Origin of the sequence: Haloferax mucosum ATCC BAA-1512, assembly GCF_000337815.1 — an archaeon.
In the GTDB taxonomy this organism is placed as follows: Archaea; Halobacteriota; Halobacteria; order Halobacteriales; family Haloferacaceae; genus Haloferax; species Haloferax mucosum.
Window position 1 is genome coordinate 1 of the sequence record NZ_AOLN01000018.1, and the last position, 19,535, is coordinate 19,535.

Below are 19,535 nucleotides of genomic sequence, written 5' to 3' on the forward strand. Positions count from 1 at the left end.
GTGGAACGAGAAGAACAGCACGGTCCGCGTCGAATTCGCCGACGGCGGGGAAACGTACCTCAAAGTTGCGAGCGACGGCGACGGTTCTCGCATCGCCCGCGAGCGCGCCGTCATTCCCTACGTTGCCGCCCACACTGACGTTCCCGTTCCAGCACTCGCGGCGAGTGCTACTGGCGGGGCGGTCCCGTATCTCGCTACTGCCCCGGTTGATGGGCCGAATCTCATCGAGGTATGGGCGGATGCGCCCGACTCACGGAGAGTAGAACTCGCCCGAGAAGTTGGCGCGTCTCTCGCTCGTGTGCACGACTTGCGATTCGAGACCCACGGCGTCATCACGGGCGGCGATGCAACGTCCCTCGAACTGGACTCCGGGCCGTGGACCGACGTGTTGGTTGAGACGATTGCGGACATGCGGGACCTCGCCCCCGCCGAGCGTTTCGACCATCACTTCGACGAAGTGACTCAGGCGGTCGTCGAGAACCGTGAGACACTCGACAGCGCACCGGCCGCGTTGCTCCACGGTGACGTCGCCCAACCGAACTGCTTCCACACCGAATCCGGAGTCGGCGTTCTCGACTGGGAAATCGCACACGTCGGCGACCCGGCCAGAGACCTCTATCGGGCCAAAGTCCAACTCTTCGACTCACTCCGATCTGTGGGTCCTGCGGCGGTTATCGACGCGTTCTACGACGGGTACCGATCGGTCGCAGGTGGGCTTCCGAACGGCTACGAAGCCCGAAAGCCCATCTACGAGGCCGTCAGGTTCCTCGGCGTCTCCGGCTTTTTTGACAAGTACGCGGAGTTCCGCGACGAGGACGAAGAAGCGCTCGCGGAGTGGGTCGCTGTGGAGATGACCCGATTGCTCGGGCGAATCGAACCCCAATAGCGTCATCTCGACGAGCGACACTTACGTGTCGGTCTCGGTTCGGGAACGCCTGCTCACACGACGCCCCCATCGGACGACAGCCCCGACGACCATCGCCTCGGCGTAGCCGAAGACGACGAGTGCGGGGTAAAATACGGTCCGCGCCCGAATTCCGAACTCGTTGAACGCGAGCGTGTCGAGGAAGAACGCGACAGCGAGGGCGGGGGCGTTCAAAATCCAGACTTCCTTCGGCAGGATACCGACGAAGCCGCCGACCCACGCAACTGCGAGGAGCGCGAACGCGACGACCGTCTCGGAGGCCGTCGCAACCCGTCGGGCGCGGCGAATCGTGCCGACACCAACGCGAGCGCCGTCACCACTGGGGTCGTCGCCGGAGGGCATCTTTGTTTCGTCCGATTCGGTCAGTCGGCGAGTTCGACGGCGGTTCCGTAGGTGAGAATCTCCGCAGCGCCCTGCGTCACTTCGGACGTCACGTAGCGAACACCGACGATGGCATCGGCGTCCACAGCCTCGGCCTCCGCTATCATTCGCTCTGTCGCCTCGTCGCGGGCGTCGGTCATCAACCCGGTGTAGGATTTGAGTTCGCCACCGACGATATTTCGAAGCCCCTGTGTGATGTCCCGGCCGACGTTTCGGGCGCGAATCGTGTTCCCGCGGACAGTACCGAGTGTCTCAGTTATCTCTCGCCCGGCGATTGTCTCCGTTGTAGTCACTAACATGACACTACTATCGAACCGTTTGGGTTTATCCGTTACGCCTGACGAACAGGAGACATGCACTTCGACCACATCGGAATCGCCACGCCGGACGCCGGCGGACTGGCCGCGTTGTTCGAGACGCTGTTCGACGCGCCGGTGGCTCACGAGGAGACGTTCGACGGGATGACCGTCGTCTTCCTCGAACTCGAAGACGGGTACTTCGAACTCCTCGAACCGCACGAGAGTGGAGCTATCTCGAAGTTTCTCGACAAACGCGGGGGCGGCATCCACCACGTCGCACTCGAAACCGACGATATCGAAGGCGCACTTCAGACCGCACGGGAGACCGGGGTAGAACTCATCGACGAAGAACCGCGCCCGGGCGCGTGGGGACACGACGTCGCATTCTTGCACCCGAAATCCACAGGTGGCGTGCTGGTCGAGTTCGTCTCTCACTGACCGCTCTATGTCTCTTCACGATACGTCTTTCAGACGAACGGCACAGTCGCACCAACCGACGCCGACACACGCCGACCGATGACCGACGATACAGCAGACGACGCCGGACCGAACGCCGCGAGACATGGGTTCGCCGGCCCGATGCGGGATTGGCTCTCGCACCGCGTCGCCGCGACGCCCGAACGGGAGGCACTCATCCACGCGCCGACGGGTGACTCGTGGACGTTCCGCGAGCTCGACGCGCTCGTCACCGAGACGGCCGGGCAACTCGCCGCACTCGGCGTCGAGGCCGGCGACCACCTCGGCGTCGTTCTCGACCCCGGCATCGACTACGTTCGACTCATTCACGCGGCGACGCGACTCGGCGCGGTTCTCGTACCGCTCAGCGAACGGTTGACGCCGAACGAAATCAACCGCAATATCGAACTCGCGGACGTGACGACGCTCGTGTGCGGTGAACCGACCGAATCGACGGCCGTCGAAGCCACGACCGACGTCCCCGTCGTCTCCGTCGATGAACCCCGTTGGGAGGGCGTCATCAACCTCTCGGCCATCGCACCGAAGCGAATCTCACCCGCCGGATGGCGTCTCTCCGAGACGATGTTACTTCTGTTCACGTCGGGGACGACCGGGACGCCCAAAGCCGTTCGGCTCACCATGGGGAATCTGCTTGCGAACGCGGTCGCCGGGTCGTTCAGACTCGGTCTCTCCCCGGACGACCGATGGCTCGTGACGCTGTCGTTGCACCACATGGGCGGTATCGGCCCGATTTTCCGCAGTCCGCTGTACGGAACGACGGTCGTCCTCCGCGAGGGATTCGACGCCGGTGGGGCCGCAGACGACATCGGAAAGTACGACGTGACCGGCGTCTCGGTCGTTCCGACGATGCTCACGCGGATGCTCGACAGTCGGGGGACGCTGTCTGATTCCCTACGGGTCGTGCTTCTTGGCGGCGCGCCCGCCTCCGACGAACTCATCGAGCGCTGTCGCAACTACTCGGTCCCGGTCTATCCGACCTACGGGATGACCGAGACGGCCTCGCAGGTCGCAACGGCGACACCCCGGGAGGCGTTCTCCGCTGTCGGCACCGTCGGGAGACCGCTCTACTTCACCGACCTCTCCGTCGTTGACGAGGGTGGCTTCATCGTCGAACCCGGAACGCCCGGGGAAATCGTCGTCTCCGGGCCGACGGTCTCACCCGGTTACTATCAGAACCCGGACGCGACGGCCGAGACGTTCACCAGCGAGGGACTTCGAACCGGCGATATCGGCTACAAAGACGAAGACGGGTTGGTGTACGTCCTCAACCGCAAAGACGACCGTATCATCACCGGCGGCGAGAACGTTGACCCCGGCGAGGTGGTCGAAGTGCTTCGCCAGTACTCCGCCGTCGATGACGCGGTCGTGTTGGGTCTCCCCGACAGCGAGTGGGGCGAACGCGTCTCCGCGCTTCTCACCCTCTCGGACCCGGATACGTCGCTCGACCGCGATGCCCTCGACGCGTTCTGCCGCGACAGACTCGCCGGATTCAAAGTTCCGCGACTGGTCGAGACGACGGCAGAACTCCCGCGGACGGTCTCGGGGACGATAGACCGCGAGGCGGCCCGCGAACAACTGGAGGACGCCCGGCCGGTCGCCGAAGCGGAACCGGAGTGGAGCGAAGACGACGCAGACGAGGCGTCTTCCGATGTCGCAGACGCCGACTCGCTCGTCGTTGACGACGCCGAACGCGCTACGGCGGACGACGAGACCGACGACGCCGAACTCGTTGACGACGGTGACTCGGACGCCACCGACGCTTCTGACACTGACGGCGACCTCGATGTCGGGGCCGGCGACGACCGCGAATCCGAGTCCGAAGCCGCTGGAGAAGCCAGCGCGGACGGCGCGTCGGCGGGTGACGAAAGTGAGAGAATCGTCGGCTCCGGAGACGAAGCCGACGACGCTGTGGACGAACAGACGGTAGACGTCGTTGCGGACGAACAGACGGAAGACGGCGTTGCGGACGGACAGACGGTAGACGTCGTTTCGGACGAACAGACGGTAGACGTCGTTTCGGACGGACAGACGGATACCCCCGAGTCCGATACGTCTACGGACACCGAATCTGCCGCGTCCGACGAGGCTGAAGACGCCGAAACCGACGCGTCCGAAGACGCGGCTGACGCCGAAGACACCACGACCGACGACTCGGGAGACCGAGAATCTGAGGCGGTCGATTCCGACGAGAGACCCGATTCTCCCGACGAGGACAACGCGAACGGCTCCGTCAACGGCGAAAGCGGCGACGAGACGACCACCGAAGCGGCCACTTCCGATGGTGATTCTGACGCCAGACCCGACGCTACGAACCACACCGGTTCCGACGGCGACGAGTGAACACGGTTGGTGTGTGTTTCGAATTCGTAGCCGGCGGCCCGCTGTTTCAGCCCAAACAATCATTGTGTTTTACGCTAAGGGAATGTCATGGTAGGCACTACCAATCAGACGCTTCGGCCGTTTTTGTGGCGTGCGGGCAAACTCTTTCCCGACCGCGAAATCGTCTCGCGGACCGCCGAAGGACTCGAACGGTACACGTATTCGGAGTACGAAAGCCGGGTTGCACGGCTGGCGGGGGCACTCGCCGATGCCGATATCGGTGACGGCGACCGGGTGGCGACGTTCTGTTGGAACCACAACCGACACTTCGAGACGTACTTCGGCGTGCCCTCGATGGGCGCGCAGTTGCACACCATCAACCCGCTACTTCCAGACCATCACATCCAGTACATCGTCGAGAACGCGGCGGACCGCATCATCTTCGTTGACCCCTCGCTCGCGCCGAAACTCGCCGGAGCAGTCGATGAAGACGCGTTCGAGTCCGTCGAGCAGTTCGTCGTGATGGCCTCGTCGGTCCCGGGCGAGACGGCACTCGACCCGGTGACGGACTATGAGTCGTTCATCGCCGACCAGCCAGACGAGTACGATTGGCCGGACCTGCCGGAAGACCAACCGGCGGGGATGTGTTACACGTCGGGGACGACGGGGAAACCGAAGGGCGTCGAGTACTCCCAGCAGATGCTCTGGGCGCACACGATGGCGACGCTCCCCAAGTCGGGACTCGATATCGGCGCGGCGGACGTCATCATGCCCGTCGTTCCGATGTTCCACGTCAACGCATGGGGCCTGCCGTTTTCGACAACCGCGGCGGGCGCGAAACACGTCTATCCGGGACCGTCGCCGACGCCCGAGGACCTCGCCAAACTCATCGAAGAAGAAGGCGTGACGATGACCGCGGGCGTGCCGACGGTATGGCTCGGTCTCCTGGAGTATCTCGACGAGAACGACGCCGATATCTCGTCGCTCGAACGCATCATCATCGGTGGGTCGGCCGCGCCGAAGTCGGTCATCCGCCGCTTCGACGAGGAGTACGACGTGGACGTGCTCCACGCGTGGGGGATGACCGAGATGTCGCCCGTGGGAACTGTTGCCCATCTCAAACCCGGGATGGAAGACCGCCCGGCCGAAGAACAGTACGACAAACGCGCCAAGCAGGGCCTTCTCGCACCGGGTCTCGAAATGCGCGTCATCGACGACGACGGCAACGAAGTCCCGTGGAACGGTGAGGACTTCGGCGAGTTGTGGGTCCGCGGGCCGTGGGTCACGACCGAGTACTTCGAGCGCCCCGACGCGAACGAGCAGGATTTCGAAGGCAACTGGCTGAAAACGGGCGACGTGGTGACCGTTGATGCGGACGGCTACGTCAAAATCGTCGACCGCGCGAAAGACGTCATCAAGTCCGGCGGCGAGTGGATTTCGTCGGTCGAACTGGAAAACACCATCATGGCCCACGACGATGTGGCCGAAGCGACCGTCATCGGTGTCCCGCACGAGCGCTGGCAAGAACGCCCGGTCGCGTTTATCGTCCCGAAAGCCGGAACCGACGAGGACGCGCTCAAGGCGGCAATCGCCGAACTGGTCGAAGACGAGTTCCCGAAGTGGTGGACACCCGACGAAGTCGTCGTCATCGAGGAAGTGCCGAAGACGGCGACCGGCAAGTTTGACAAGACGGTGCTCCGCGACCAGTACGACGACTCGTCGCTCATAGAGGGGAAGACGCCGGACGAAGACGCACCGTCGGGAGACTAACACGACGTATCGGCCGGTACAATCACGAACTAATTTGAAGTTTATACTGGTTCCATACACTATTTTTACTGTACAACCCCATGGCATCGTATGGAGCTTCTCGACGAGTCCATCGTGCCCGAGCGCGCCCGTGCCATCAAACAGGAGGCACGCGAGTTCGCCGAAGCACACATCGAACCCGTCGCCGAGGAATATTACGAATCCGGCGAGTACCCCCACGACGTCCTCCAAGCGGGGATGGACGCGGGACTTGTTGCACAGGACATCTCCGAAGAGTACGGTGGGAAAGGTCTCGACCTCACCCAGATTCTCGCTATCTCCGAGGAGTTTTACCGCGCCGACGCCGGTATCGCGCTGACCCTCCAACTCGCCTCGTTCGGTTGTGAGATTATGGAGCACTACGGGAGCGAAGAACAGAAAGAAGAGTGGCTTCGCCCGGTCGCCGAAAACGAGCAAATTTCGGGTCTCGCCGTCTCCGAACCACAGACTGGTTCCGACATGGCCGGCATGGAGACGACCGCCGAAAAGACCGAAGACGGCTACGTCCTCAACGGCGAGAAGTACTGGGTCGGAAACGCCGTCGAAGCCGACTGGCTCACCGTCTACGCCAAGACCGGGGACTCCGAGGACCGCTACTCCAACTACTCGATGTTCATCGTCCCGACGGACACACCCGGCTACGAGGCCGAACACATCCCCGAAAAGATGGGCATGCGCGCGTCGAAGCAGGGACACATCGTCTTCGACGACTGCGAAATCCCCGAAGAGAATCTCATCGGTGCCGAGGGCGGCGGCTTCTACATGCTCGCGGACTTCTTCAACCACGGCCGCATCGTCGTCGGCGGACACAGTCTCGGTCTCGCCGCCGCCGCCATCGAGGAAGCGTGGGACTTCGTCCACGGCCGGAAGGCCTTCGGTCGAAACGTCTCGGAGTTCCAGGCGGTCCAGCACATCCTCGCGGACATGCGCATGGAGTTCGAGTCGGCCCGCGCACTGAACTGGCGCGCCGCAGAGAAGGTCGCAAACGGCGAGGACGCCGGTTTCTGGGCCGCCTCCGCGAAGACGAAGTCCACCGAGATGGCCGTCGATGTGGCCGAACGCGGTATGCAACTCCACGGCGGCCGCTCGGTCCTCAACGAGTACAAGATTTCCCGCGTCTACCGCGACGTTCGCATCCCGGTCATCTACGAGGGCGCAAACGAGATTCAGCGCAACCTCATCTACCGACAAGGTAGCATCTAAAACAAGACTGGGTTGTCATTTTCTGGCGGATAGAATTATAGCCGAGATAGATAGTCCTCTATGTAGAGTCGTCTCCGCTACGACTCGGTGACTCCAATGGACCTAGACGAATTTGTCGATACACACGCACCGAACGAAGGTGGCGACGCCTTCGAACTCGAACACTCGAAGCTCCTCGACGTGGCGCTCGACGGCACGATCATGGCCAAAGCCGGGTCGATGGTCGGATACACCGGCGATATCTCCTTCGAACGAAAGTCCGCCGGCGGGCTGAAAGGCATGCTGAAAAAGAAGGCGACCGGCGAGGGGACGGTCATGATGGAAGCGACCGGCTCCGGGCACCTCTATCTCGCCGACCAAGGAAAGGAGGTCCAGATTCTCGAACTCGACGCCGGTGAGGAAATCAGCGTCAACGGCAACGACGTATTGGCGTTCGAAAACACCATCGAGTGGGACATTCGGATGATGAAGAGCATCGCGGGTGCCTCGACCGGCGGCCTGTTCAACGTCTTCCTCGAAGGCCCCGGACACGTCGCCATCACGACTCACGGAGAGCCAATCGTGCTCCAAACACCGGTCACGACCGACCCGAACGCGACCGTCGCGTGGAGCGGGAACGTCTCGCCGTCGTCGAAACGCGACATAAACCTCAAGGGACTCCTCGGCCGCTCGTCCGGCGAATCCTATCAACTCGAATTCGCTGGCGCAGACGGGTTCGTCATCGTTCAACCGTACGAGGAACTCCAACCCGGCCAGTAGTCACTGTCCGCGGTTGCCCTCCTGCGAAGCCGGACGAACACCGTTCCGATTCATTTTTCGCGGTCACGACCGCTCGGAGCCGAGCAGTCGAGCGTATCTGATTCCAGCCCAAACAGCCCAAATTGTGCGCTAGCAGTAGTGCCCGACGATAATATATTACTTGCCTGAATGGTTATGTTCGCTCCATCCTAAGGCCGGTTATGGGTGACATTAGCGTCCACCTACTCGACCGCGGCCGAATCTACGCAGACATGGGCTACGTCCTCGATGGCTACTCGATGGGGAGCGTGTCAACCCCCAATCCGGACCACGAGATGGCCGAGTTCGTCGTCTGGAACGCCGTCATCGACGGTCCCGACCGGACGGTGTTGTGGGATACCGGCTCGAATCCCGACGCCGGAAACGGCTACTGGCCCGAACCGCTGTACGAGGCGTTCGCACACGTCGATGCGGCGGAACACACGTTGGAGACTGACCTCGAAGCGGCTGGATACAGCCTGTCCGACATCGACGCCGTGGTGATGAGCCACCTGCACCTCGACCACGCCGGTGGATTGGCCGAGTTCGCCGGAACTGGCGTGCCGATATACGTCCACGAGGAGGAGTTGAAGTTCGCGTACTACTCGGCGAAGACGACCGAAGGCTCCATCGCCTACCTCGCGTCGGATTTCGACCACGACCTCGACTGGCACGTCGTCCACGGCGACGAACACACCGTGTTCGACGGATTCCGAGTACACCACCTGCCGGGTCACACGCCCGGAGTTCTTGGTGCGCACATCGAAACGCCCGCCGGTGACGTGCTCATCGCCGGTGACGAGTGCTACGTCGAAGGCAACTACGCGGACGAGGTTCCGCTCGGTCCCGGCTTGCTCTGGAGCGACCGAGACTGGTTCGAGAGTCTTCAGAAGATCAAGGAACTCGAACGGCGAACCGGCGCGGACGTGCTGTTCGGACACGACCTCGACCGGTTCGAATCGTTCGACGGCGGATGGAACGTCTGACGGAGTGAAAATCAGTGGGGAGCGTTGGAGACGACGAGCGGTCGTGTCTGCCGAGGGTGTGGGGGGGAACGGAGTCGCGGCGGCGCGTTGACCGACTCAAATCATGAGTTGCACGTCGGCGCCAGCCATGTGCTGGAGGGCCGTCGCCGCACCGACGCCGGTGGTGACGCCGTCGTAGAACTCGGTCTCGTCGTAGCCCATTAGTTCGATGGTCATCTGACACGCCTGCAGGTCCACGCCCATATCGAGCGACGTCTCGATGAGTTCTTCGATGGTCGCGGTGCCGTTTGCTTCGATTTTCTTTTCCATCATGCTCGTCGCCACGTTGTCCATAAATGGCAGTGCGGCGACGGCGTTGGGCATCGGCATGCTCGGGTTGCCCACCGCGCTGAGTTTGAGGTTCTTCGACTTCTCTTCGTGGAGGATTTCGAGCCCCCAGAACGTGTGGAAGACTACGACGTCCCAGCCGAAAGCGGCCGCCGTGCTTGCGAGGATGAGCGGTGGGTACGCCATGTCGAGCGTTCCTTTCGTTGCGATGATGGTCATCGACTTCTGACCGTCGTCGGCCGCCTCGCGGAGGTCCGAAACCTCTGTTTCGAGGGCTTGCACCTGCGCCCGAAGTTCTTCGACGGAGGTCGTCGTCTCGACGGGCGCGTCAGCGTCGGAACTCATTCCTTCTGGATGAAGTGGCGGAAGACGGGTTCGCCGCCCGCTTCGGATTCTTCCTGTTCGAGCATCGAGACGCCCTCGGTCGAGTCGGCCCAGCCCTTCAGGTCGCTCATACTGCCGGAATCGGTCGCAACGACCTGTAGAATCTCGCCGGACGACAGGTCATCGACCGCGCCACGGGTCTTGACGACGGGCATTGGGCAGGACAGTCCTTTCACGTCGAGGGTATCGGTAGGTTCGTACTCACTCATGTTTCTGGTTCACCTGTGTTGGGTGTATACCACAATATCCAGATGAGAAATAAAAGTGTGTTGGTTCTTGGGCTTCAAGCACAATACGGATCAGTCGAGAAGTAAGGAGGCGAATAGACGATTATAAGCACGCGTTTTGAGACAGTGCTCGGGTTCTATCGGTGGATTCCTTCGTTTAGAGTGCCATCTTCGTCCAATCGGTATTGCATCATTTTAGAACAACCATCCGAAAGCTTAAGTCTGCGAATTCAATAGTGGATGTTGAATACATGACTGCACCAGACTTGCCCGAACTCGACATCGAATCACCCGTCATCGAACCCGAAGCGCTCAAATCCCGAATCGACGGCGGTGAAGCACTCACCATCCTCGACAACCGCGTTCCGTCGGAACACGAAAAATGGCGCATCGACGGCGAGAACGTCTCCCACATCAACATTCCGTACTTCGAGTTCCTCGACGACGACCTCGACGAATCGCTGTTCGAGAATCTGCCCGAAGACGAGGAGTTCGTCGTCCTCTGTGCGAAGGGTCACTCCTCGGAGTACGTCGCCGGTGTCCTCATCGAGGAAGGCTACGACGCGGTCGCCCTCGAACGCGGGATGAACGGCTGGGCTGGTATCTACGAGTACACCGAACTGGAGACCGACGGCGACGCCCTCGTCGCGCAGTACCAGCGCCCCTCCAGCGGTTGTCTCGCCTATCTCGTCGTTGACGGCGACGAAGCCGCGGTCATCGACCCGCTTCGGTACTTCACGGACGAGTACGTCGCGGACGCGAAGGCGCTCGGCGCGGACCTGACGTACGCCATCGACACGCACATCCACGCCGACCACATCAGCGGCGTCCGCACGCTCGTCGAAGACGCCGGCGTGACGGGCGTCATCCCCGAGGCCGCCGAGGCCCGCGGCGTCGAATACGACGTCGCGTACGAGACCATCGGCGACGGCGACGTGGTCACCGTCGGAGACACCGAAATCGAAGCGATTCACACACCGGGTCACACGACCGGCATGACGACCTACAAGGTCGATAACGTGCTTTTCACCGGCGACGGTCTGTTCATCGAGTCCGTGGCACGACCCGACCTCGAAGACGGTGACGAGGGCGCGCCGGACGCCGCGGGCATGCTCTACGACACCCTTCAACAGCGCGTCCTTCCGCACGAAGACGACACCATCGTCGCGTCCGCGCACTTCAGCGACGCGGCAACCCCTGCCAGCGACGGTAGCTACACCGCCACGCTCGGTGAACTCGAAGCGACGATGGACGCACTACACATGGACCGCGACGAGTTCGTCGAGTTCATCCTCTCGGACATGCCGCCGCGCCCGGCCAACTACATCGACATCATCGAGACTAACCTCGGTGTCCAAGAGTCGGACGACGACCGCGCGTTCGAACTCGAACTCGGCCCGAACAACTGCGCGGCCAGCAACGAAGCCCTGACGAACTAAATGACGGGTTTGACGCCGCTCTTCGCCGAGAGCCTCTTTCCGAACGGTATCACGCACTACGCGCTCGGTGGTCTCCTCATCGGTCTCGGGACGGCCATCATCTACCTCGGAACGGGCATCATCGCGGGTGCGAGCACCTTCCTCGAATCGACGCTCTCGTACGTCTCCGACCTCCCGCGGTTCAACAAGGTGAAGTACGTCACCTCGCGCAACTGGCGGGTCGTCTTCACGTTGAGCATCGTCGCCGGTGCCGCACTCTACACCGTCACGCTTGGTGACGGTTGGTGGGTCTCGTCGGTCCAACCGTGGCGCTTCGCCGTCGGCGGTGTCCTCGTCGGCATCGGCACGCGCATCGGCAAGGGGTGTACCTCCGGCCACGGCGTCTGCGGTGTCGGGTCGCGCTCGCGCACCTCGTTCGTCAACGTTGCGACCTTCATGCTCGTCGCTATCGGGGTCGCACAGCTCCTGAGCGCGCTGGGGGTGTCGCCGTGAGTGACGAGGAACGCGGACTCGGGTTCGTCCTGCTCGTCGTCGTCGGTGGCCTGATATTCGGATTTGGTCTCGGTGTGAGCAACATGGCCCGGCCGGAGGTCGTCCTCGACTTCCTCCAGTTCGACGACTTCGGTCTCGTCTTCGTCATGGGCGGGGCCGCGGTCGTTACGGGTGTCGTCTTCGCGCTCGCCGAGACGTTCGGCAACCGCGCGCCGCTCACCGGCCGCGACTACGGCCGCCGACTGAAATCCTTCGACAAGAACGTCGTCGTCGGTGGCGTCATCTTCGGCGCTGGCTGGGGCATCTCGGGTATCTGCCCCGGCGCGGCTTACGCCAGTCTCGGCGTCGGCAACTACCCGATTCTCGTCGCTATCGGCGGGATGTTCGTCGGTGCGTATCTCCAGGGACTGTGGCGCGCCCGCCGCGCTGACCACGCCGCTCGCAGTACCTCGGCCGACTGAACCACCGTTCCCAGACCATCACCCGTTTTTTGTTGACCAACGCCCGCGCGTTCGAGACGCATCGCTGTACTTCGTTGCGGCCGGAACCCCCATCGCGTCTTGGAAGCGTCTCCGTCTTTGTGATATCGCTCACCGAGTATTGCACAACAAATAGATTACCATTTCGTCATAGATGGCGGCCATATTTGTTTGTAAGGAACTGAAATACGAATCTTGGCATCTATTAGACGTATATCTGTTGTCGATCCATAACTTATGGATATCCTCTAACGATATAGTATTGTTCAATAGTCCCAAAAGCGTTATATCCTCACTCCGGTTAGCCAGCACTGTGCAGGAAAGTATGATTCGCACAAGACACACTCGGCACTCGTCGGGGTGCTGGTAAGATGTTCGGAATCGAAACGCTGACCGGGAACGTACAGGCGGCAGTGCTCGTCGGCATCGTGCTCACCGAAGCGATGGTGCTGTACGTCGGCTACGGTGCGATGACCCGCGCGCTCGGGCCGTCGGTCAAGAAAGCAATCGGTGGCGAGTAACCATGTTCGAACTATTCGGCGTCTCGGCCGGACTGTTGGGTCTCTTCGTCGCGTTCGGCGTTCTCATCGGCATCCTCTTCGGTTTCTTCGGGATGGGTGGTTCGTTCCTCGTGACGCCCGCGCTTCTCGTGATGGGATACCCCTCGCGCGTCGCTGTTGGGTCCGGACTCGCGTTCGTCTTCGGGACGTCAGTCATTGCGACGCTCAAACACCGCGACCTCGGACAGGTTGACTACAAACTCGGCGTCTCGATGATTATCGGGACCACCGTCGGTCTCGAAGTGGGGAAAGAAATCGTCCTGTATCTCGAAACGCTCGGGCTCGCTGGCAACATCATCAGCGTCACTTACGTCCTGCTTCTCGGCGGTATCGGCCTGTTCGTCACCTACGAAGCACTGAACCGTGGCGACGGCGACAGCGACGGTGGCGTCAGCCACGACGTTGACGCCGACGCCGACATCGACGCCGACGACATCCCGGAAATCGCAAAGAAGATCCAGAGTTACTCGTTACCCCCGATGATTACCCTCCGCGGCGGGATTCAGGTCTCGTTGTGGATGGTCCTTCTCGTCGCGTTCGTAACGGGACTGCTTTCGGGGTTCCTCGGCGTCGGCGGCGGCTTCATTCGCATGCCCGCGCTGTTCTACCTCATCGGCGTCCCGGTGCCTATCGCAGTCGGAACCGACCTCTTCGAAATCATGTTCTCGGGCGGTATCGGCTCGTTCCTCTACGCCCAATCCGGCGGTGTTGACCTCTCTATCGTCGTCCCACTCTTGGCCGGCTCCGCGCTCGGTGCCCGCGTCGGCTCCGCCGCGACCTCCATCGTCAACGAGGACGAAATCAAGATTTACTTCGGGCTGATGTTGCTTCTCGGCGCGCTCGCAGTCGCCGTTCGGCAGGCTGGCGACTACCTCGGTATGGGCGTCCTCGACTACGTCAGTCTCGCGCTCATCCTCGGGTCGGCGCTCATGGTCTCTGGCGCGGTGCTCTACAGCGCCGTCAAGTCCATTCGCGCGCCCGCGAGCGCCGGGTCGATGGCTGACTGACGCCCGCGAGACCGGTGTTGTGCAAAGCATACAAACTCTTTTGCGTGCTGACCTCGTAGCCCGAACTGATAATGGCTAGCTCGATGGTCGAATATCTGCAATCCGACATGCAGTGCGAGGGACTCCTCGAATGTCTCCACGGACTCAAGCAACTCGACCGACGGTGCTTCGAGGTCCTCGTCGAAAGCGAGGACCACCTGACCGTCGATGAAGTCGCCGAGGCCGTAGAGCGCGAGCGCTCGACTGCGTACCGCTCGATTCAGCGATTGCTCCAGGCGGGACTCATCCAGAAACAGCAGGTGAACTACGAACACGGCGGGTACTACCACGTCTACCACCCGACCGACCCCAACGAAGTCGCAGACGACATGCAACGGATGCTCAACGACTGGTACGCCCAGATGGGCACGCTCATTCAAGAGTTCCGCGACAAGTACGACGAGAAAGTACTCCCCGCTGAGTAGCCCGAATCGGCTGACGGCTCGACGCATTTTCTAGCGGACCAAACCAATTAGGTTCCGTATTCAATCACGTCCGGTCCATAGCTTTTGTTACGACCGCTCCATGTCGAAGAGTAAAAGCAGTCCCCGAAACAACGAGTTCGTCGAAGAGTGTCCCTCGTGTGAGTCACGGACGCCTCACGACGTCTCCATCGAAATCAAGACCGAAAGCCGAAAACGCGAGAACCGCGAGTTCTCCCGCGAACCGTACCGCGTGACGACGTGTTCCCGATGCGGCAACACGCGGTCCCAACGAATGAACGACGCGTAACCGACGTCCCGACGCAGATTGGTATTCGACCACCCCGCCCACGGACAGGTGACATCGACCGACCACGGATTCGATAGATGACACAAGCCACTCCACAAGACGCGCCGACCGTCCTCCTCGTTGACGACGAGGTAGCACTCGCTGACAGCCTCGCCCTCTGGCTCGAACGACGGTACGACGTGCGAGTCGCCTACTCCGGGCGCGATGCCCTCCAAGAATTCGACGACGATATCGATATCGTCTTTCTCGACCGCAACCTCCCCGGTCTCTCCGGTGAGTCGGTCCTCGAAGAACTCCACAGACAAGCCGACGCGGACGACTTCGCGGTCGTCATGCTGAGCGCGACGCCCGATTCCGAACTCTCAGACCTCCCCGTTGACGACGCGCTCACCAAACCCGTTACGAAAACACAAATCTTCGATGCAGTCGCCCGATTCGTCGGCGACGCCCCCGAAGTGACGGTCGATTAATCGTCGGTCGCCGTCGGCGTTATCTCGTCGAAATACGTCTCGATGAGCTTTCGCTCCGCCGTTCGTAGGTGCTCGTGAAGCGTCGGCGGAGAGATATCGAGCGCGTCGGCGACTTCCTCGGCCGTGCTTCCTCGGGGCCACTCGAAGTATCCAGAGACGAGTGACGTTTCGAGGACGGTCTTTTGTCTGTCCGTCAACTTCGAATCGAGTTCTCGCCGGAATGAGTCGGCCGACTGAACCGCCCGCTCGACCTCTCGTTTTGCGACGACGGAGACGCCGGGCGCGGCGTTCGTCACCGTCTCGACGATTGCGCCGTGGTCCGCGTCGGCCGCGACGTGAAGCGCTAACTTCCCGCTCCCGTCTGCGAGGTCTAACCGCTCGATGCTCGCACCGTGGTCGATTGCGGTCGTCAACACGGCTTCGTCGTCCGCTCGAAGCTCTAACACGGCTTCGTCGTCGCCGTCAGAGACGAGTCGGGCGCGCGAAATCGCCGTGTATTCGACCGCGGCTTCGACCGCTTCGGACCCCGACGCGCCGTGGACGGTGACAAAGCAGGTCACGCCGTCGTCGAGACGAGTCACTCCGTCGAGCGAGAGCCTACAGCCGAGATTACCTGCGAGCGCCGCGATAGTGCTGGCGTCCCGAGAGAGCTGAAACTCCAGTTCGACGACGCTGTCGCCGTTGAGCAAACGCTTGCTCTGTGCCGCGTTGATGCCGTTTCCGACCGTCGCGCCGAGGTCGGAAAACAGCGCGGCCGACTCGCCGTCGAATCGCCCCGATTCGTCGTAGACGACGAGCGCGCCGTACACCGTGTCGCGGTAGCCGATTGGCACACAGAGCGCGGCGGTATCGTCCGTATCGTCGCCTGCTCCGAACACCGCGGCCCGGTGCTCGTCGGAGATGGGGTCGAAGATGTAGCCGTCGCCGACGACGCCGTCCGTGTCGAACGCCTCGTCCACAACACTGGGGTCGATCGCGTCCGTGCCGACAGGGAGTTCCGACTCGGCGGTACATCGGAGCGTCCCGGCGGCGGTCCGTCTGAGAATGTACGCGCCCTTGTGTGCCGATGCGACCGCGTCGCAGACGGTCTGTTCGATTTCGTCTCGGGTTCGGGCGTCGATAAGTGCCCGGTCGATGTCGCGGATAAGAGCGTTGACGCGATTGAGACGGTCGAGTTGCGTCTCTCGGTTCTGAATCGCCGCTTCGTGTTCGGCACGGACCGCTTCGAGTCGCCCGCGAAGGTCATCGAGCGCTTCCGGCTCGCGGAGCTTCTCGACTTCCCGGGTTTCGAGGGCCGCCTCGGTCGATTCGAGGGCGAAATATTCGCGGACTTCGGAGTCGAATTCGGACCGAACGAGGAGTTCTTCGACCGTCTCTTTGACCTCCGTCTTCGAGACGGGTTTGACGAGATAGGCGTCGAACGCCATATCCACGATGTCGGTGTCGGGTTCGACCGCGGTCATCATGGCGACGCGGCAGTCGAAGCCGCGGCCTCGAATCTCTTCGAGGACGTCGTCACCGGTGACGTTCGGCATCCGGCGGTCGAGCAAGACGACATCGACGTGCTCGTCGATTCGAGAGAGCGCCGCCTCGCCGCCGTAGGCCGTTTCGACGGTGAAACGCTCGCCGTCGAGCCAGTATTGACAAGTATCTGCGAGGTCTTCGTCGTCGTCAACGACGAGAACGACTTGCTCGGCGGCCCGCTGTCGAGGGCGTTCGTGCGCCGAGCGTTCTGAGACCATCGTATCGAACACACAGTCTCGTTGGACAGTAATATATCTGCCCATCGTGGAAATGGAGTTTAGCCCTCGATACGCGCGATGGCCGCGGTCTCGGCGAAAAACGACTATGCCTGCGGAAGCGTTACTACGAACGTCGCACCGCTCGGTTCGTTGTCTTCGATGCGAATCTCCCCGCCGTAGCTCTCGACGATTTCGCGGACGAGAAACAGGCCGAACCCGTTGCCCGGATTCGATAAGTCCTCGATCCGCTTGTCAACAATTCGGTGTTTCTCCGCGTCCGGAATACCGGGACCGTTGTCGGAGACGCGAAGTTCGACGCCGTCGTCTCCAGATTCGGGGACGACTTCGACGGTCACCTCGGGGTCAGGTTTGTCGTTGTGTTGGACGGCGTTTTTCAGGAGGTGTTCGATGACCTCGTCCAGCAGGTCGTCGGCGACCACCGAGCGTTCCGGCAGTCCGTTGACCGTTATCGACACGTCGTGCGTGTCGGTTCTGAGCGTCTCGACCCCGTGTTCGACGGCTTCGTGAATCGGTCGCGGGCGGAACTCGTGGGACTCGCGTTCGACGATGACCTTCATGAACGTCCGCATCGTCCCCACGAGGTCCGTCATCTCTCGAACCCGGTTTTGTATCGTGTCGAGGTGCGTCTGGCCCGCGGGTTCGACGAAGTCCCCGACGATATCGGCGCGCGCGCCGACCACGTTGAGTCCGTTGAGAAGGTTGTGCCGGATGATTCGGTTCACGAACTCAAGTCGCTCTTGCTCGCGGCGAAGTTCGCGCTCTCGTTCCTTTCGCGTGGTGATGTCGTGGCCTTCGAGGACGAGAAGTGACACCTCGTCGTCAACGGAGACGGGCGTCACAGAGAAGTCGATAACCGCCGCTCGCTCCCCGGTTGTGCGGTCGATTTCGACCTCGTAGCGGACGAAATCGCCGTCGCTTGCGCGGTCGAGGGCGTCCTTGAGGTCGGCCACCCGCGACTCGTCGCCGCTCCACCATGGCGTCTCCCACGCGAGCCGGCCGACGAGTTCGTCGCGGTCGGCGTCAACGAGGTCGAGCGCCGCATCGTTGACCTTGAGGACGGTCCCGTCGGGGTCGGCAAGCCCGATGTACTGGAAGGTACTGTTGAACACCGCGTTCAACTGTTGCTCGCGGCGCTTTCGTTCCGTCATGTCGCGGGTTACCTTGGCGAATCCGGTGAGTTCGCCGTCGTCGTCGGTCAGGGCGGTGATGGCGACGGCGGCCCAAAACCGGGTGCCGTCGGCGCGGACGAGCCATCCTTCGTCTTCGACGCGGCCCTCGCGTCGCGCCCGTTCGAGGAGTCGGTCCGGACGGCCGTCCTCGCGGTCCGCGTCGGTGTAGAACTCCCGGATGTGCTCGCCGAGGATTTCGTCCGTCGAGTAGCCTTTGATGGCCGCGGCACCGCGATTCCAACTTTCGACGCGTCCGTCCGTGTCGAGTCGGAAGAGTGCGTACTCTTCGATATCCTCGACGATGCGGGAGAATATCTCCTCGTGGCGTTCGAGTTCGCGCTCGCGCTCGCGGCGGACGTGCGTGTCGATGCCGTGTGCGACGGCGTGGCCGAGATTCGCAATCGGCTCGACCAACTCGGGTGTGAACGCCCCTTCGTGTTCGGCGTACATCGTGAGCACGCCGTAGCGAGTGTCGTCGTAGACCAGCGGCACCGACGCGGCAGAGCGGTAGCCACGTTCGAGCGCGGGGTCCCGAAACGGTCCGAAATCGGAGTCGTCGCGGATGCTGTGTGTCGTCTGCACCGAGTTCGACCGAATCGACCGTCCGACGGGACCATTTCCGCCCGGGCGAGACGCCGCAACGGAGGCGTCAACCGCGTCCAGATAGCCGTCTTCGACGCCCGCCCACGTCCGCGGGGTCACGTCGTCGGTCTCGTCGTCAACGACGCCGACCCACGCGAACCGGAGCCCGTCGGTTTGGACGAGTCGCTCGCACACCCGTCGCTCGATGTCCGCCCGGGCCGAGGCGTCAACGATCGTTTCGTTCACGTCTGCGATGACCTCGTTGAAGCTTGCGAGGATACCGAGTCGCTCTCGAAGTTCCCGTTCGGTAGTCGGCGACGCATCGCCCGGCGGCTGTGACTTACCTGTCATGTTCGTCCCCCACCCCCTTCGAACTCCGTCCGTGGTTCATACTCCGACTCGACACCCCACGAACTTGTGCGTTTCCAGGATGGACGAGTTCGACCCTAATGGAATAGGGACGCGAATTAGTAGCAACTGGTCCCTCGTCGTAGATGGCCACAGTGACCTGCCCGGGTCACTCGTCGTGCCCGCACGTCCCGCTGGCGGATTCGACAACCCTTCCCCCCCTCTTTCCCGCCTGGGGACGTGTCCCTGCCCAAACCCAACTCCCTTTCCGCGTACTCGACTGTTGAGCTGTCGGACTTTTGTCCATGTTCTTCGACCGTACATTCATTTCTAGGCGGGGC

General features: G+C 62.1%; 21 protein-coding genes. 15 read left to right on the forward strand and 6 right to left on the reverse strand.

Going from position 1 to position 19,535, the window contains the following annotated elements:
- A partial coding sequence (locus C440_RS12590) for a phosphotransferase family protein (RefSeq protein WP_008320875.1) occupies window positions 1-886 on the forward strand: 886 nt, incomplete at its 5' end.
- Between the two features lie 21 nt (window positions 887-907).
- Here C440_RS12590 and C440_RS12595 read toward each other — a convergent pair.
- Together C440_RS12595 and C440_RS12600 are read right to left on the reverse strand one after the other, a co-directional pair.
- Entirely contained in the window at window positions 908-1,267 is a 360-nt protein-coding gene (locus tag C440_RS12595; protein ID WP_008320876.1) for a hypothetical protein, read from the reverse strand.
- Between the two features lie 20 nt (window positions 1,268-1,287).
- On the reverse strand, window positions 1,288-1,605 hold the full coding sequence (locus C440_RS12600) for a YbjQ family protein (protein ID WP_008320877.1): 318 nt from the start codon (window positions 1,603-1,605) through the stop codon (window positions 1,288-1,290).
- Between the two features lie 54 nt (window positions 1,606-1,659).
- On the opposite strand from C440_RS12600, the gene mce reads away from it, so the two are divergent.
- The 6 genes from mce to C440_RS12630 all read left to right on the forward strand — a co-directional run bounded on the left by mce (window position 1,660) and on the right by C440_RS12630 (window position 9,176).
- Window positions 1,660-2,043: a methylmalonyl-CoA epimerase gene (mce, locus tag C440_RS12605; protein WP_008320878.1), complete on the forward strand. Its 384-nt coding sequence runs from the start codon at window positions 1,660-1,662 to the stop codon at window positions 2,041-2,043.
- A gap of 78 nt (window positions 2,044-2,121) precedes the next feature.
- On the forward strand, window positions 2,122-4,422 hold the full coding sequence (menE, locus tag C440_RS12610) for an o-succinylbenzoate--CoA ligase (RefSeq protein ID WP_008320879.1): 2,301 nt from the start codon (window positions 2,122-2,124) through the stop codon (window positions 4,420-4,422).
- Between the two features lie 87 nt (window positions 4,423-4,509).
- Complete coding sequence (locus C440_RS12615) at window positions 4,510-6,171, forward strand: long-chain fatty acid--CoA ligase (protein WP_008320880.1); 1,662 nt, start codon at window positions 4,510-4,512, stop codon at window positions 6,169-6,171.
- A 90-nt stretch (window positions 6,172-6,261) separates the two neighbouring features.
- On the forward strand, window positions 6,262-7,413 hold the full coding sequence (locus tag C440_RS12620; protein ID WP_008320881.1) for an acyl-CoA dehydrogenase family protein: 1,152 nt from the start codon (window positions 6,262-6,264) through the stop codon (window positions 7,411-7,413).
- 96 nt (window positions 7,414-7,509) lie between these two features.
- Entirely contained in the window at window positions 7,510-8,172 is a 663-nt protein-coding gene (locus C440_RS12625) for an AIM24 family protein (protein ID WP_008320882.1), read from the forward strand.
- A gap of 200 nt (window positions 8,173-8,372) precedes the next feature.
- Window positions 8,373-9,176: an N-acyl homoserine lactonase family protein gene (locus tag C440_RS12630; RefSeq protein ID WP_008320883.1), complete on the forward strand. Its 804-nt coding sequence runs from the start codon at window positions 8,373-8,375 to the stop codon at window positions 9,174-9,176.
- 96 nt (window positions 9,177-9,272) lie between these two features.
- Here the strand turns inward: C440_RS12630 and C440_RS12635 are convergent, their stop codons facing one another.
- On the reverse strand, window positions 9,273-9,848 hold the full coding sequence (locus tag C440_RS12635; protein WP_008320884.1) for a DsrE/DsrF/DrsH-like family protein: 576 nt from the start codon (window positions 9,846-9,848) through the stop codon (window positions 9,273-9,275).
- Complete coding sequence (locus C440_RS12640; protein ID WP_049915821.1) at window positions 9,845-10,096, reverse strand: sulfurtransferase TusA family protein; 252 nt, start codon at window positions 10,094-10,096, stop codon at window positions 9,845-9,847. The genes C440_RS12635 and C440_RS12640 overlap by 4 nt, the downstream gene beginning before the upstream one ends.
- 269 nt (window positions 10,097-10,365) lie before the next feature.
- Here C440_RS12640 and C440_RS12645 point away from each other — a divergent pair, with 269 nt between their 5' ends.
- The 8 genes from C440_RS12645 to C440_RS12675 all read left to right on the forward strand — a co-directional run bounded on the left by C440_RS12645 (window position 10,366) and on the right by C440_RS12675 (window position 15,332).
- A complete protein-coding gene (locus tag C440_RS12645; protein ID WP_008320886.1) occupies window positions 10,366-11,553 on the forward strand; it encodes an MBL fold metallo-hydrolase in 1,188 nt (395 codons plus the stop codon).
- The gene (locus C440_RS12650) at window positions 11,554-12,045 is read left to right on the forward strand and encodes a YeeE/YedE family protein (protein ID WP_008320887.1); all 492 of its coding nucleotides are present in this window, start codon (window positions 11,554-11,556) and stop codon (window positions 12,043-12,045) included.
- Window positions 12,042-12,506: a YeeE/YedE family protein gene (locus C440_RS12655; protein ID WP_008320888.1), complete on the forward strand. Its 465-nt coding sequence runs from the start codon at window positions 12,042-12,044 to the stop codon at window positions 12,504-12,506. The genes C440_RS12650 and C440_RS12655 overlap by 4 nt, the downstream gene beginning before the upstream one ends.
- Before the next feature lie 389 nt (window positions 12,507-12,895).
- A complete protein-coding gene (locus tag C440_RS17830; RefSeq protein ID WP_008320889.1) occupies window positions 12,896-13,045 on the forward strand; it encodes a DUF7512 family protein in 150 nt (49 codons plus the stop codon).
- Window positions 13,046-13,047: 2 nt separating this feature from the next.
- Entirely contained in the window at window positions 13,048-14,091 is a 1,044-nt protein-coding gene (locus C440_RS12660; protein ID WP_008320890.1) for a sulfite exporter TauE/SafE family protein, read from the forward strand.
- A gap of 83 nt (window positions 14,092-14,174) precedes the next feature.
- Window positions 14,175-14,555, forward strand: a complete 381-nt coding sequence (locus C440_RS12665; RefSeq protein WP_008320891.1) for a helix-turn-helix domain-containing protein — start codon at window positions 14,175-14,177, stop codon at window positions 14,553-14,555.
- 100 nt (window positions 14,556-14,655) lie between these two features.
- Window positions 14,656-14,862 carry a DUF7835 family putative zinc beta-ribbon protein gene (locus tag C440_RS12670; RefSeq protein WP_008320892.1) on the forward strand — a complete coding sequence of 69 codons (207 nt, stop codon included), beginning with the start codon at window positions 14,656-14,658 and terminating at the stop codon, window positions 14,860-14,862.
- Between the two features lie 77 nt (window positions 14,863-14,939).
- Window positions 14,940-15,332: a response regulator gene (locus C440_RS12675; RefSeq protein WP_008320893.1), complete on the forward strand. Its 393-nt coding sequence runs from the start codon at window positions 14,940-14,942 to the stop codon at window positions 15,330-15,332.
- Here the strand turns inward: C440_RS12675 and C440_RS12680 are convergent.
- Window positions 15,329-17,074, reverse strand: a complete 1,746-nt coding sequence (locus C440_RS12680; protein WP_008320894.1) for a bacterio-opsin activator domain-containing protein — start codon at window positions 17,072-17,074, stop codon at window positions 15,329-15,331. The genes C440_RS12675 and C440_RS12680 overlap by 4 nt on opposite strands.
- Window positions 17,075-17,178: 104 nt before the next feature.
- Window positions 17,179-19,197, reverse strand: coding sequence for a sensor histidine kinase (locus C440_RS12685; RefSeq protein ID WP_008320895.1), 2,019 nt, complete (start codon window positions 19,195-19,197; stop codon window positions 17,179-17,181).
- Window positions 19,198-19,535 lie beyond the last annotated feature (338 nt).

Excerpts from the sequence above, each read along its gene's own strand:
- C440_RS12660 (WP_008320890.1), top strand. The coding sequence starts at position 13,048 with ATGTTCGAACTATTCGGCGTCTCGGCCGGACTGTTGGGTCTCTTCGTC.
- C440_RS12630 (WP_008320883.1), top strand. The coding sequence starts at position 8,373 with ATGGGTGACATTAGCGTCCACCTACTCGACCGCGGCCGAATCTACGCA.
- C440_RS17830 (WP_008320889.1), top strand. The coding sequence starts at position 12,896 with ATGTTCGGAATCGAAACGCTGACCGGGAACGTACAGGCGGCAGTGCTC.
- C440_RS12650 (WP_008320887.1), top strand. The coding sequence starts at position 11,554 with ATGACGGGTTTGACGCCGCTCTTCGCCGAGAGCCTCTTTCCGAACGGT.
- C440_RS12665 (WP_008320891.1), top strand. The coding sequence starts at position 14,175 with ATGGTCGAATATCTGCAATCCGACATGCAGTGCGAGGGACTCCTCGAA.
- C440_RS12600 (WP_008320877.1), bottom strand. The coding sequence starts at position 1,605 with ATGTTAGTGACTACAACGGAGACAATCGCCGGGCGAGAGATAACTGAG.
- C440_RS12685 (WP_008320895.1), bottom strand. The coding sequence starts at position 19,197 with ATGACAGGTAAGTCACAGCCGCCGGGCGATGCGTCGCCGACTACCGAA.
- C440_RS12620 (WP_008320881.1), top strand. The coding sequence starts at position 6,262 with ATGGAGCTTCTCGACGAGTCCATCGTGCCCGAGCGCGCCCGTGCCATC.
- C440_RS12640 (WP_049915821.1), bottom strand. The coding sequence starts at position 10,096 with ATGAGTGAGTACGAACCTACCGATACCCTCGACGTGAAAGGACTGTCC.
- C440_RS12615 (WP_008320880.1), top strand. The coding sequence starts at position 4,510 with ATGGTAGGCACTACCAATCAGACGCTTCGGCCGTTTTTGTGGCGTGCG.
- menE (WP_008320879.1), top strand. The coding sequence starts at position 2,122 with ATGACCGACGATACAGCAGACGACGCCGGACCGAACGCCGCGAGACAT.
- C440_RS12670 (WP_008320892.1), top strand. The coding sequence starts at position 14,656 with ATGTCGAAGAGTAAAAGCAGTCCCCGAAACAACGAGTTCGTCGAAGAG.
- C440_RS12675 (WP_008320893.1), top strand. The coding sequence starts at position 14,940 with ATGACACAAGCCACTCCACAAGACGCGCCGACCGTCCTCCTCGTTGAC.
- C440_RS12635 (WP_008320884.1), bottom strand. The coding sequence starts at position 9,848 with ATGAGTTCCGACGCTGACGCGCCCGTCGAGACGACGACCTCCGTCGAA.
- mce (WP_008320878.1), top strand. The coding sequence starts at position 1,660 with ATGCACTTCGACCACATCGGAATCGCCACGCCGGACGCCGGCGGACTG.
- C440_RS12645 (WP_008320886.1), top strand. The coding sequence starts at position 10,366 with ATGACTGCACCAGACTTGCCCGAACTCGACATCGAATCACCCGTCATC.
- C440_RS12595 (WP_008320876.1), bottom strand. The coding sequence starts at position 1,267 with ATGCCCTCCGGCGACGACCCCAGTGGTGACGGCGCTCGCGTTGGTGTC.
- C440_RS12680 (WP_008320894.1), bottom strand. The coding sequence starts at position 17,074 with ATGGTCTCAGAACGCTCGGCGCACGAACGCCCTCGACAGCGGGCCGCC.
- C440_RS12625 (WP_008320882.1), top strand. The coding sequence starts at position 7,510 with ATGGACCTAGACGAATTTGTCGATACACACGCACCGAACGAAGGTGGC.